General features: G+C 61.1%; 16 protein-coding genes and 1 pseudogene. 10 read left to right on the top strand and 7 right to left on the bottom strand.

The window, feature by feature from the left end:
- Window positions 1-103: 103 nt before the first annotated feature.
- Entirely contained in the window at window positions 104-256 is a 153-nt protein-coding gene (locus tag FS320_RS45375; protein ID WP_153885348.1) for a hypothetical protein, read from the bottom strand.
- 278 nt (window positions 257-534) lie between these two features.
- Between FS320_RS45375 and FS320_RS50960 the strand changes: the two genes are divergently transcribed.
- From FS320_RS50960 to FS320_RS48495, 5 genes are all read left to right on the top strand, one after another.
- Window positions 535-795, top strand: a complete 261-nt coding sequence (locus tag FS320_RS50960; protein WP_152716084.1) for a PilZ domain-containing protein — start codon at window positions 535-537, stop codon at window positions 793-795.
- Between the two features lie 163 nt (window positions 796-958).
- On the top strand, window positions 959-1,255 hold the full coding sequence (locus FS320_RS30565) for a hypothetical protein (RefSeq protein ID WP_152716082.1): 297 nt from the start codon (window positions 959-961) through the stop codon (window positions 1,253-1,255).
- A 149-nt stretch (window positions 1,256-1,404) separates the two neighbouring features.
- Window positions 1,405-1,899 carry an MFS transporter gene (locus tag FS320_RS30560; protein WP_152716080.1) on the top strand — a complete coding sequence of 165 codons (495 nt, stop codon included), beginning with the start codon at window positions 1,405-1,407 and terminating at the stop codon, window positions 1,897-1,899.
- Window positions 1,900-2,156: 257 nt separating this feature from the next.
- Window positions 2,157-2,648 carry a PQQ-dependent sugar dehydrogenase gene (locus tag FS320_RS30555; protein ID WP_338105549.1) on the top strand — a complete coding sequence of 164 codons (492 nt, stop codon included), beginning with the start codon at window positions 2,157-2,159 and terminating at the stop codon, window positions 2,646-2,648.
- Between the two features lie 44 nt (window positions 2,649-2,692).
- Window positions 2,693-3,025: a hypothetical protein gene (locus FS320_RS48495; protein ID WP_244627496.1), complete on the top strand. Its 333-nt coding sequence runs from the start codon at window positions 2,693-2,695 to the stop codon at window positions 3,023-3,025.
- A gap of 27 nt (window positions 3,026-3,052) precedes the next feature.
- Here FS320_RS48495 and FS320_RS30545 read toward each other — a convergent pair whose 3' ends face one another.
- The 3 genes from FS320_RS30545 to FS320_RS30535 form a co-directional block, all read right to left on the bottom strand.
- Window positions 3,053-3,304, bottom strand: a complete 252-nt coding sequence (locus FS320_RS30545; protein ID WP_152716078.1) for a hypothetical protein — start codon at window positions 3,302-3,304, stop codon at window positions 3,053-3,055.
- A gap of 102 nt (window positions 3,305-3,406) precedes the next feature.
- Entirely contained in the window at window positions 3,407-3,805 is a 399-nt protein-coding gene (locus tag FS320_RS30540) for a response regulator (RefSeq protein WP_162003350.1), read from the bottom strand.
- A 374-nt stretch (window positions 3,806-4,179) separates the two neighbouring features.
- The gene (locus FS320_RS30535; RefSeq protein WP_152716074.1) at window positions 4,180-4,803 is read right to left on the bottom strand and encodes a DUF4142 domain-containing protein; all 624 of its coding nucleotides are present in this window, start codon (window positions 4,801-4,803) and stop codon (window positions 4,180-4,182) included.
- A gap of 1,009 nt (window positions 4,804-5,812) precedes the next feature.
- Between FS320_RS30535 and FS320_RS30525 the strand changes: the two genes are divergently transcribed.
- The 4 genes and pseudogenes from FS320_RS30525 to FS320_RS30510 all read left to right on the top strand — a co-directional run bounded on the left by FS320_RS30525 (window position 5,813) and on the right by FS320_RS30510 (window position 8,233).
- Window positions 5,813-6,334: a hypothetical protein gene (locus FS320_RS30525; RefSeq protein ID WP_152716070.1), complete on the top strand. Its 522-nt coding sequence runs from the start codon at window positions 5,813-5,815 to the stop codon at window positions 6,332-6,334.
- 45 nt (window positions 6,335-6,379) lie between these two features.
- On the top strand, window positions 6,380-6,634 hold the full coding sequence (locus FS320_RS30520; RefSeq protein ID WP_152716068.1) for a GcrA family cell cycle regulator: 255 nt from the start codon (window positions 6,380-6,382) through the stop codon (window positions 6,632-6,634).
- A gap of 107 nt (window positions 6,635-6,741) precedes the next feature.
- Window positions 6,742-7,437 (top strand): annotated as a pseudogene (locus tag FS320_RS30515) (IS6 family transposase).
- Between the two features lie 427 nt (window positions 7,438-7,864).
- Complete coding sequence (locus FS320_RS30510) at window positions 7,865-8,233, top strand: hypothetical protein (RefSeq protein ID WP_152716066.1); 369 nt, start codon at window positions 7,865-7,867, stop codon at window positions 8,231-8,233.
- Here FS320_RS30510 and FS320_RS30505 read toward each other — a convergent pair.
- On the bottom strand, window positions 8,230-8,688 hold the full coding sequence (locus tag FS320_RS30505; RefSeq protein ID WP_152716064.1) for a hypothetical protein: 459 nt from the start codon (window positions 8,686-8,688) through the stop codon (window positions 8,230-8,232). The two genes, FS320_RS30510 and FS320_RS30505, sit on opposite strands and share 4 nt — an antisense overlap.
- A gap of 22 nt (window positions 8,689-8,710) precedes the next feature.
- Here FS320_RS30505 and FS320_RS30500 point away from each other — a divergent pair, with 22 nt between their 5' ends.
- On the top strand, window positions 8,711-9,016 hold the full coding sequence (locus FS320_RS30500; RefSeq protein ID WP_152716062.1) for a hypothetical protein: 306 nt from the start codon (window positions 8,711-8,713) through the stop codon (window positions 9,014-9,016).
- A 117-nt stretch (window positions 9,017-9,133) separates the two neighbouring features.
- On the opposite strand, the gene FS320_RS30495 is transcribed toward FS320_RS30500, so the two are convergent.
- Complete coding sequence (locus FS320_RS30495; RefSeq protein ID WP_152716060.1) at window positions 9,134-9,373, bottom strand: DUF6489 family protein; 240 nt, start codon at window positions 9,371-9,373, stop codon at window positions 9,134-9,136.
- Between the two features lie 227 nt (window positions 9,374-9,600).
- Window positions 9,601-11,000, bottom strand: a 1,400-nt coding sequence (locus FS320_RS30490; RefSeq protein WP_244627495.1) for a PHA/PHB synthase family protein, incomplete at its 5' end; no start/stop codon positions are given.

The raw sequence follows: 11,000 nt of genomic DNA, 5'->3' as shown, positions 1-11,000 counted from the left end.
TGCAGACCTTCCTCGATGCAATCCCGTTAGCGAAGGAGAAGATGATCGCCGCTTGAAAACATCATCGGACAGATGAGCCCGACCAACTCTCGGACGCCAAATGTCAGATCAAGTTCCAGCTACTACACATCATGTCGCCGGTTCCCCAGACTCCGACCGTCACCGGATAGGTTGGCGACGCCTCCTCATCCTCAATCCAGAGGATCACGGGAGTTCCGTCGCGGGGTGCCAGCCTGATCGGATACCAGTCTTCCATGATGGCTCTTTCGCGGTTCAAACTCTAACCCCAATCTAACTCTGTTCTTGCCCTCAATCGCCTCCGCGGCCCTGCCGAATGCCCTGCAACAGCCGGTCCAAGGCACTTCTGCACACGAGCGCAGCACCTTCCAGGTGCCCGTGTCCTGACCGTCGCCAAGGCGCGCCAGTCGGGCTGCCAAACTATCACTGGTGTCGAACTCGCCGAGCGTCGCAGGAAATACTCACGCAAGCTTCCGTTCCTATGTGGGTTCCTCCGTCAGCCCCAGGACCGCAATCATGCTTCAAGGAATGCCCGAGCGTCGATCAAGCAAACGATCCCGCACGGATTTGGAGGGATGGTTCGCAAGCGAGGCAACCGGAGAGCCGATTGCATGCACTGTGTGGGATCTTTCGGAGTCCGGAGTGCGGCTGGTGATTCCTTCCCCGGCCGATGTTCCTCTTGAGTTCGAGCTGAAGATCCCAAATGCGGGAGCGGTCGCCAAGGTCCGCTTGGTCTGGACCCAAGGATGCCACTATGGAGTGCGGTTTACCGGGTGACTGACAACCAAGCCGGATCCTTCTCCCGCCGCGCTTTGCAATACCCTCTGTAATTCGGTCTGGAACCCAGACCTCATCTCTTGCTCGGCCTAAACTTCGGAGTAGCTTTCGGTTTTTGCTTTGACCGGGAGGGTCACGACCGGCGCCGACTGTAACCCCTCTGTTGTTCGTGTTTGTTTCGCATCCTCAACAGGATGCGCTCGTTCTGACAGGGGCCAATGTTTCCAAGCCGATTTACACACTGTCTCCACATTCGACCTTTCTGATCGAGCAGTGGCCTTGGAGAAGCCAGATGTCAGAGGAACAAATTGCTTGGACAAAGGCGCTCGAACACAAGCGTATGGAGCTAATTCAAGCCTTAGCGCGGAGAGACTTCGCCGAAGCGGATCGGCTCAAGGAGACCATCGAAGAGATGGAGCGCCACGCTCGCAGCCGGGGTTGGCGGCTCAAGGAGCATTGAGGCTCCGATGAGGTTGTCTGCGCGGGACTACCAGCGGCCCCTGCGCTCAAACTCTCTTCACGTCGTCCAGTCGGCTCAGGCCCTCGATGGCTTGCGTGACGTCTCGAACATCGTCACGGGTCACCGAAGGTGGTTGGCCGGGAGTGGTCATGGGCTGTATTGCCACCTTTATGGGAGCGGCGTCATTTACCAATGCGACGCTCGTCCAGCGTCTGGGCATGCGTCGTTTGTCGCACATCGGCATCTGCGGCTTCACGCTCGTGGCAGCGGTACAACTGTCTTTAGCGCTGGTCTATGATGGTCGGCCGCCGCTCCTGCTCTATGCAGGAATTTTTGCTCTCAATCAGTTTCTGTTCAGCCTCACGGTTCCGAATTTCAACTCCATAGCCATGGCTCCCTTGGGTCCTATCGCGGGCACTGCTGCCTCATTCATCGGTTCCTATACGACCTTACTCGGCGCCCTTTTGGGGCTCGTCATCGGTCGGTCCTTCAACGGCACGGTCCTCCCGCTCAGCCTTGGCTATCTCGGGCTGGGTGCCGCATGCCTCGGGATCATTCTCTGGACTGAGAAAGGGCGCCTGTCCCTCCGCGATCGATTGGACGAGGGAACAGAGGAGCGGGCGCTTCCGGCTGCGGCAGAGTGAGGTTTCGGCCGCGCCTGGAGGCGCCGGGGCTTGCCTAGGGGTGCTGGGTCCGCCTGCAACCCATCAAGCCCTGCCATCCGCCGGTCCTTGGGATCCGTAGCCGCGGCACGGACCGGAAGCCAAGCAGATCAGATCAAAGATCTCGCCAATGCCCGCGAGCTTGTGAGTTTTCCAAGGTCAGGAGTGGGTGCATGAATCCTCTGTTCGATCTGGTCGGGAGGGAATGCGGGGGCGATCTGCGGCGCGTTGCATAGGGCATCCGCAACTCGGTCGGGTTCGACTGGAACGGCGGCACCCTGTATTTCACCGACAATGGCGCTGACGGGATGGGAGACAACACACCACCCGACGAGCTCAACGAACTGCAGCCCGGCGCCTTCTATGGTTTTCCCTATTTTGGCGGTCGGGTGCGACTCCGCGGCTTCGAGGCGGCGGCTCCGCCAGCCCCACAAACCCCACCCGCGTATGAGTTCCAGGCCCATGTCGCGGCGCTCGGGGTTCACTTCTATCGCGGTGCCATGTTCCCGCAGTTGCAGGGTGAGGCGCTGGTTGCCGAACACGGAAGCTGGAATCGCAGCACCCCGGTCGGGTATCAGGTTGTGCGGCTGCGTGTGGGCAGCAGCCGCTCTGGCAACGGACTGCGCTTTCTGAGCGGCGTTGGACGCCCGGTTGATGTCAAGGAACTGCCGGATGGGTCGATTGTCGTATCTGATGATGCGGGCGGACGGATCTGGCGTATCAGCCGCTGATCCAACCCCAAGAAAGCTGAACACGACGGGAGCATTGATACCGCTTGGTATCCCCTGCAGCGACGGGCTTCTTGTTAAAAGAATGTTCAGCGCCGCGGTCGTTTGGGGAACCCGCGTACGATCCGATCATTGATGAGCGCCACGTTCGAGCCAATCGTGCCGCCATGTTCGAGCCGGATCAAGAAATCGCTCAGCTTGAGAAGAGTCTCGTCGAGATCAATCTGCTCGTGTCCCGGCAGACCGCCCGGATCGAGCGGTTGGCTGAGAAGGGGGGCGATACAACGCAAGCCAAGGCCGTGCTTCGGGGGTTAAAGGAGGTCCTCGAATACTTCCGCACTCAGCAAAGAATGATCCTCGATACGCTTGAGCAAGGATAAGAACATTGCAAAAACGGCTTCTGCGAACTACATCAGGTATCGACGGCGCTTCAACGGCGAGCTCGGAACCGTCAGTGTTCCTCGGGGGAAATAGCGGAATGGGTCCTTGCGCCCGCCGCGACCACTTCGCTCGATCCGGCGGCGCTTGATCAGGCTTCTACAAGCTCCCGAGATCCGTGGGAGGGAGCTTGCTTCTCCAAACAAGGTCGCCGCGATTTCGGCCTCCGTCAGGCCCGGGCTCCGGCTCAGGAGCGCTTCGATCTCGTCAGCAATCGCCATGTCCAACCATCATCCTTCGAGCGGCCATTTGAGGTTCTCATGCTCCCCGCGATGCCATCGATGAATTTCTGCAAAGCTGGGGTGCCGCGGGAAGGGTGAAAGTCAGGAATGCAGAGGGAGCACCTGCCCTGACACGGCCATGAGGATCTTCAGCACAACCTTCAACAAGGCGTCACGACTTGTCGGCTTTTCGAGCCAGGGCACACTCTGAAGCCCAGAGGGTGGGCTCTGGTGCGGAGGGTAGCCGGAGTAGATGACGAACGGGATGGCGCGTCGGTTGAACTCTCCCGCCAGCTCTGTGGCCGAGCCGTCCTGGAGCATGAAGTCAACGATGGCAATGTCGGCTGTATTGGTTTCGAGCCAGGTTCGCGCCTTAGCCAAGGAGCCCACGCTCGCTACAGCAATGCCGGCCTCCTCCAGGTAGGTTTCGATCGACAGGGCGATGAGGGTCTGATCCTCGACAACCAGGCAGCGGGGCTGATCTGTGATGGCTCTGCTCATGACCTCTTCGCTAGAGGAGGGCAGACACGCCAGCATTCACTTAAGTTGGTCCGAGCGTCGCCATGCACTTGGCAAAAGGGGTATTCCGCACCAGTCGTGGAGGGGACTCCCGCCACCTGTGGCGTGGCCATCTGCCCCATGACGGTGATGATCATCTCGGAGAGCTAAGGTTTGGCCAGGAACGCAGCCATGTCCGGCTGGTCAGCGGGGCTCGACCGTGAGACTTGTCACCTGCGGAATGCCGCTTTGGAACCTGTGTTGCCGAAAGAGAGCAGCGAAACGCCAAATTGATGAAGGGCCTCGCAGGAGGTGCTCTTGTAATGCCTCGACACGCACGGCGAGCGAAGTGCATCTCGCCGCGCGTGCCAAAAGGCTCACTTCATCTTGGTCTGGATCTCCTCCAACAAGGCGATGTGTTCGGTGATCATGCCGCGGGCCATTTTCGCGACGTTCACATGTTCGCGGTTTTGTGGATTGCTTTGCAGATACTGCGTCTGCACCTGCAGCAGGCCGCTGTGCCCTTCCATCTGGCCCTGAAGGTACTGACGATCAAAGGCCTCGCCGGCTTGCGTGTTCTGAAGCCTCTGGATCATCTCCCGGCTTTGGGCATCCATCTGCATGGCTGAGGCGCTCGTCCCTGACGCAGCGCCCGTGGCCGATGTAGCGGCAGGCTCCATCATGGAGTGAAGGACCTCGGACAGGGTGGTCTGTTCCTGTACCTCAAAGGTAGCAAATCGCTTCAGGTCGGCATTCTGCGCCTTCTGCTGCGCGATCCGGCTGGTCTCGAGAGCCACCATGCCCAGCTGCATCGTCTGCTGCATGTGCTGCATGTCAGCCTGTGTCATCGGTTGCCCGCCCATGCGGCTTGCCCCAGAGGCTCCCCCGGTTGAACCAGCGGCGGCACCTGGTTGTCTGGTGCTGGGGGATCCGCTGGTCTGCGCCAGCGCGGGAGCGGTGATTGCGGCGGCCAAGCCTGCTAGGACAATGCGGCGATCCATGGTCTGTCTCCTGTTGTGCTTACGGCCCTCAACAAAGGGGTTTCGGTACGGCTGGATACCAACGCCGCAGAGCCGATTTTGTTAGGACCGTCACAACCGTGTTGTTATCGCTCGAGTGCGAGGGGCAGCGATGATCGGTGACGAGCCTGGGCACCAGGCTGAAACCTCACACGTTACTTAGCGTTTGGACAATGCTGACTGGTCTCAGCAAGCTCCGGAGGAGCCGATGATCTCTCGTTCATTGCAAAGTTTGATGCTTGCGGCTGCACTGCTGTTCGCTGCGGGACCTGTCGCTGTTGCTCAGTCCGGCGGCGGAGGTGGGGGCGGCGGTTCCGGTGGAGGATCCAGCGGCGGTGCAAGCGGCTCTGGCACGAGCGGAGGTGGAGCCACGAGCAGCGGTGCGCCAAGCGCAGGGACCGGCGGACCAACCAGCAACCCGTCCAATTCAGCGACCGGTGGTGCTGGCTCACCCCAGCAGCCCACCGGCGGGATGAACCCAAACAGTGGCGCGGGCGGAGCGCTGACGCCGCCCATTGTCCCACCAGGCACGACCGGCTCTGGGGGCACCCCGGTCAGCACCAGTTCGGGTGGCCCCCGGCAGGGCCCTGGGGCTGGCGGCTCCACGGGCAACCAGACCGGTCTTGGCAACATCGGACCCGAAACCGAGAAAGAGCAGCGTGCTCAGGAGCAGAGTGACAAGGCGACCAGGAGCATTTGCGACCGGTGCTGACAGATGTGCTATCGCGGCGGAGAAACGGGGCAGGTGGATTGCCGCTATGCCGCTTACGAACCGCCATCAAGGCCGCTGAAGACTCTCCAGCAGCGGAAGATAAAGACACGCAGAAATCGATGACGTGACAACGCCGCCCGCCGCACGGCACCACCACGCCACCTCGGGGGTGATCAACCCGCTCCGTCTTGTCGTAGAACGCGTGCGGCCTGCAATTGACACAGGGCATCCTGGAGGATCACCATGCCCCAGTGGGGGTGCGCCACCAGGATGGCCACCATGGATAAGTTCGATCACATCCTGCACTGGACCTTGAAACAGGGCTCGCACGCGTTCCCAGGGAAGGACGGCGGCACCTGCATCAACGAAGCGGCCATCGTAGCCGCCGGCTTCCCCTACCAGCCTGTGCGTTCCGTTCACGACATGCCGAAGTGTTTCTCTCGTCCGATTTGCGCCTTGGCGATGCAGCTGAACGATGAGGCCTCCGATGAGGAGCGCCAGCATCTGCTGCCGTTTGTGACCCGCCTGGCCTGTGCCGACATGCCAAAGATGGAGCGGGAGCGGGAGACGTACATCGCCGCTCGCATGCGCTGGCGGCTGCCGTTCCAAGAGGGCATGAAAGTTCTTGAGGGAGCACTGGCCATTGGGCGGCAGGCAGGTGTGTCCCCACCAGACGAGGTGAGGATTAGGATGGGCGCCGTCCGGGCCAGAGCGACCACTTCCACGTCAATTCCCGACACACCTCTCTTTGCGAAGATCAAGACCTGGTTCGGAGCGAAAGAGACGGCGTCTGCTGGCTGAGCGCTCAACGGGGGAGGGCTGGAGGCGGGAGGTTCAGGAGATGGCATGAACGCGCATTGGGACAAACCACGAATGGAGGTGCTGACGCGCCTTTGGCTTTCAGGCAAAACGGCCCGCATGATTGCGGAGAAGCTAGGTGGGGGCGTCACGCGCAATGCCGTGATCGGAAAGGCTCACCGTCTCGGGCTCACGGGTAAGCATGGCAGTAAGAGCGCAGCTCTCAAGCGGGCTCGGGCCTTCCGTCCGAAAGGGAGTGATCAGCAACGTCAACGGGTGTCCAAGACTCGGGCATACTCATGAGTACGAGCACAATGGTTCGAAGCGAGCCCTGCGGACGCCGACCGTCGGGCACCGTTGCATTAACCTCGGCCGTATAGCGAGGAGCGGTTCATCAAGGATCTGCTCCCGTGCCTCTGTTCGAGCGCCGTCGCTTCCCGGTTGAGATCATCTTGCTGTGCGTGCGCTGGTACTGCAAGTATGGGATCAGCTATCGCGATCTGGCTGAAATGATGTCCGAGCGCGGTGTCACCGTCAGTCCAAGCACGATCTTTCGTTGGGTGCAACGCTATGCTCCGGAGATCGAGAAGCGGGTGCGACCATACCAGGGACATCGTTCAGGCTCATGGCGAGCGCATGAGACCTGTGTACGAGTGGGCGGACGCTGGCGGTACTTGTTTCGAGCGGTCGATAAACATGGTCGGCTGATTGCCTCCATGCTGTCCGGTCGGCGTGATCCCGGAGCGGCTTATCGCTTCCTGCGCAAGGCCCTGCGGGCGATGAGAGGCTCTCCTCCTTTATCCATCACGACCGACAATTGGCTTCGTATCCGAAGGCAATCCGACGCTTGCAGAACGAAGGGCTGCTGCCGCAGGATGTCGAACACCGCACCTCGAAATATATGAATAACATCCTTGAGGCGGATCATGGCGCGCTCACGTGTGATCCGTCCAACGCGCGGCTTCCGGACCATGAAAACCGCCGCCGCGACCCTGAAGAGTTTTGAAATCATGCGCATGATCCGCCGCGGTCATTTCCTCCAGCGGGAACGTCGAGTGACTGGTGAAATCCGTCTCATCAATCAGCTCTTCAGTCTTGCTGCCTGAGCGGCCTGTTCGACGGGGTCCGTTATGCCCTTTTCAAGTTACTGCAACAGTGCCTTTTCAACAGCATCGGTCCGGAGCGGACCTCCAGCGGTCAGCAGGCGCTCCGATCAGAGGATCCTAACAGGCTGCTTGCATCACGCGGAGCGGTTCCAACCCATTCAGCCCGATGGCAAGGACGGGGACCGGGGAGGCTGTGAACAGCGACAAACGTGAAGACTGCTTCGGTCACCTTGATCTGCTGTCGCCATCGTGGGAGCGGGCCAGGCTTCCACGTGAAACCTCATCGGCGCTCGCACCGTCGCGGTCAGCTTGGCGAGAGATGTGTTGGGCGCCATCTCGTGTGCAATTAAGGATGTTCGCAGAATGGCGTACCGCTCCGTCACAGGTGCTGCCTACACTCGCCTGAGCCTTTCAGAGGGGTCCTGGCATGAAGAGGTTGGTCACGGTCACCGGTCCTGTAGCAGCCGCCCAGATGGACGGGTATCTCATCGAGGAACGGCTCCTCGATCGCATCATGATCCAGGTCATCGACAAGGGCGACGGGAACCTGGAGATCGTGTTTGATGAGAGGGACCAACGCTATCTCTCGCAGTTTTCTGCGGCGCAATTGGCCGAATGGCTGCAGGAGACGATGCTCCACGTCGAGGCGGCATGTCCGCTGGAGACGCGCGAGGGGAAACCCGCCTGGATCGCGGACGAGGCGCCACCGAGAGCGAGATCGTCCATCAAGGCCATGCGACCGGCGCGGCAGGAACACGATCTTCCGGCTGGCCTCGAGTTCTTGAGACGGACCTAATCCGCCTTCGGCTCATCGACGCGAACGAACCGAACGGCCACGCCGTCATTGTCATCGCGGAGGAACACTGTTCCTCGGTACGGCCGACTTGCGGCCTCAGCAGATGAAAGAATGACAATGGCTCGAACCAAAAAGGACGACACGTCCCAACCCAGCAGAAGCCGGAACACGCCGAAGAGGTCCGCATCGAAATCCGCCTCCCGGTCTGCCACGAAGAAGGGGGCTGGCGCTTCCAAGCGTGCCCAGCCCAAAGCGATGGCTGGCTCCCGGTCTGCCACGAAGTCCCAGGCTGTTCCCGCGAAGGCCCGTTCCTCCGCAGGATCGCGCACAGCAACACGCTCGACCTCCGGCACATCGCGATCGCGGTCCGCGACGCAGACCCGCTCCGCATCCCGCTCACAGGGCAGCCTGCTGAACCCGATGGCCTGGCTCTCGACCCTTGAGACAACGCTCACCTCCCAGCAGGCGCGCGCGGTGATGGCGGAGGCCCTCAGGGCCGTTGCGAATGTGCTTGAGAAGCCGCAAAGCAGCGAGCAGGGCCAAGGCGGCGGAACACAGGAAGGCCGGAACGCCGTGTCGGCCGCCGGCAGTCTCGGTGCCGAGATCGTTGCAGCTCCGCTCGAGGTTGCCGCGGCTGCCATCGGAGCTGCAGGGGAGGTCGTGACGAGCGCCCTTGGCGGATCGCCGGGCGAGGGCGGTGGCAACGGCGCCAGCCGGAAGGGCAGCCGGCGGTCCTCCGCGCAGAAGAAATCCTCGAAGGTTAGCGACGAGACGAGCCGATGATCGGTCGGACGGACAGCAGATCCTCCAGGACGAGCCGTCCGGCCGGCGTCAACATCAGCAGACTTTCGTCAGGGGCAGAGATCCTTGGAGCGATGCAACGGAGCCTCTCGCGATCACTCACTCTCGTTTGGTCCCGGTCATTTGGGACATGAAGATCTCCTGCATCTGCTCGAACCCTTTCAGGGACGCCGGAAGCCAGGTTCTCAGCATGGCTTCAGGCTCCATCGCCCGAATGTTCGCGGTCATGCGGTCCTGCACCTCTCGCATGAGTTGCTCCTGCATCGGCTTCACGTCCGGCAGTCCCAGAAAGGCCCGTGCCTCCTCGGGCGTGCACTCAACATCCATGGTGATCTTCATCTGACATCCTGCTCCAGCATCAGCCGATTGGCTCCCGGTTCCGAGTGAAGTGAATCAGGCAGGATCACGCGGCGCGATGTGTACTCGGATTAGCCTCAGCCGACCTATTTTTCCAAGACATAAGTGCCAGGCGCATCCTGCAGGGGTGGGTGCTTCGCGCTGCCCATCGGTGGTGGCGCACTCTTTCGGCCAGAGTGGGAAGAAAGCCACGCCGTCCAGTCCGGCCATCAGCTTCCCTCATGGCGGCTGGCGCTCTGCAGCCACTGCTCAGGGCTCCTCGCTGCTGCGTCGCTACTCTCCCGGGTCCAATAGGTGCCCTTACCACCCGGTGGATTGATGATGCCGGCGATATGGCCACTGGAGGCGCGCACGAACCGCACCTCACCGCCGAACAGTTGCGTGACGCGCCAAGCTGCATCCCAGGGCACGATGTGATCCTTTTCCGCCCCCACGGCATAGGTGTCCTGACGAATGCGGCCGAGATCAATCGCCTCGTCCTTGAGCGTGACCTTGCCCGGCTGGATCAGATTGTTCTCAACATAGGTATTGCGCAGGTACCAGCTATGGGCGGCCCGGGTCATGCGGGTGCCATCGCTGTTCCAGTACAGGAGATCAAAGGCCGGCGGCTTGTTGCCCAAGAGGTAGTTGTTGACCACATTGGCCCAGATCAGGTCATTCGAACGCAGCAGGTTGAACATGTTCGACATCTCACGGCTGTCGAGATAGCCGCGCTCCATCATCTGCTGCTCAATCAGATCAATGCCCGGCTCGTTCATGAAGACGGCGGTGTCGCCCACGCGTGAGAAATCCTGCAGCGAGACCATGAAGCTGGCCGCGTTAAACCGCTTGTCACCCTTGGCCGCGAGGGCCGCCAACGTCATTGTCAGCAGTGTCCCGCCGATGCAGTAGCCCATGGCATTCACCGTCGGGCTGCCGGTGATGTCGCGCACCACATCGCTGGCCTCCAGCGGGCCGAGTTCCATGTAGTCCTCGATGCCGATCTCATCCATGGACGCATCCGGGTTCTTCCAGGAGATCAGGAAAACCGTGAAGCCTTGCTCGACCAGGTAGCGCACCAGGCTGTTCTTGGGCTGCATGTCGAGGATGTAGTACTTGTTGATCCAGGGCGGCAGGATCAGCAGCGGTGTCTTGTGAACCGACTTGGTGGTTGGCGCATACTGGATCAGCTCCATCAGACGATTGCGGTGGACCACCTTTCCGGGCGTGAGAGCGAGGTTCCGGCCTGGCGTGAAGGCCTCGGTGTCGACCATGCTGAGGCGCCCGGCCTGGAGATCGGCAATCAGGTTGGCGGCTCCGGCTGCAATACTGGTCCCACCGGTCTCGATGGCTTTGCGAAGAGCGACAGGGTTCGACAGCAGGATCAGAGCGGGGCTCATTGCGTCCACGAACTGCCGCAAGTGGAAGGTGATGCGCTGCTGCTCGGCCTCGTCCATGCCCTCCACATCGCCCTGCTGCAGGAGCCAGTCCGACGCAAGCAGGTAGATCTGCTGAAGCGTGCGATAGACCGGGTTGGTGTGCCACTCGCGGGCAGCGAACCGCTTGTCTGTTGCGGGAGTAGATGGTCCATTCCCTGGCGCTGAACCTGCAATGCCGAGCCAGCGCTGCC

The organism is Microvirga tunisiensis, from assembly GCF_009296175.1.
Lineage (GTDB): Bacteria > Pseudomonadota > Alphaproteobacteria > Rhizobiales > Beijerinckiaceae > Microvirga > Microvirga tunisiensis.
The sequence above is the reverse complement of the archived record's forward strand: the minus strand, read 5'-3'. Positions and strand labels throughout refer to the sequence as shown.